The organism is Paenibacillus sp. sgz302148 (assembly GCF_056120465.1).
Map to the genome: position 1 here is coordinate 1 of NZ_JBVYOJ010000063.1, position 707 is coordinate 707.

Here is a 707-nt window from a genome sequence, read left to right on the forward strand (position 1 = left end):
GGGGTAGATGATTGGGGTGAAGTCGTAACAAGGTAGCCGTATCGGAAGGTGCGGCTGGATCACCTCCTTTCTATGGAGAATCGCTTCCTGCAACGGAAGCATTCACAATGTGCCTTGAGCACAATAATTCGAAGGAAACTTCGAACAAACCGGCTTATTCACTCGTTGTCAGTTTTGAAAGAGCAACATCTCTTTCTGCGTTTGGTGGCGATGGCGGAGGGGTTCCACGCGTACCCATCCCGAACACGACCGTTAAGCCCTCCAGCGCCGATGGTACTTGGATCGCAGGATCCTGGGAGAGTAGGACGTCGCCAAGCAACCCAAATCGGTGGGTTTTTTCATGAAAGCGACGAAGCGAAGGCTTCGTAATGAGGGCCCTTAGCTCAGCTGGTTAGAGCGCACCCCTGATAAGGGTGAGGTCGGTGGTTCGAGTCCACTAGGGCCCACCATAATGCATTTCCATAAGTTATGTATACCCGGGGTCCCCGAAAAGTAATCGGAATAGGCTTCGGAGGCATACGTCACTTTTTGGGGTGAATATGGGGCCATAGCTCAGCTGGGAGAGCGCCTGCCTTGCAAGCAGGAGGTCAGCGGTTCGATCCCGCTTGGCTCCACCAACCAAATATTACCTCGGAAACTTCGAAAAAAGCAGTTGCTTTGATCGGGCGGATGTGGTAAGATAGCTTTCGCTGCTGATAAAGCAGTGA

At 52.3% G+C, this 707-nt stretch carries 2 tRNA genes and 2 rRNA genes; all 4 read left to right on the top strand.

The annotated features are described in order from the left end of the window. A 16S ribosomal RNA gene (locus tag AC0LWM_RS32395) occupies nucleotides 1-70 on the top strand; the annotation flags it as partial. A gap of 130 nt (nucleotides 71-200) precedes the next feature. After that, nucleotides 201-317 (top strand): 5S ribosomal RNA (gene rrf / locus AC0LWM_RS32400). A gap of 55 nt (nucleotides 318-372) precedes the next feature. Next, nucleotides 373-449: transfer RNA gene (locus AC0LWM_RS32405), tRNA-Ile, on the top strand. 92 nt (nucleotides 450-541) lie between these two features. Beyond that, a tRNA-Ala gene (locus AC0LWM_RS32410) sits at nucleotides 542-617 on the top strand. The last annotated feature ends 90 nt before the right edge of the window (nucleotides 618-707 follow it).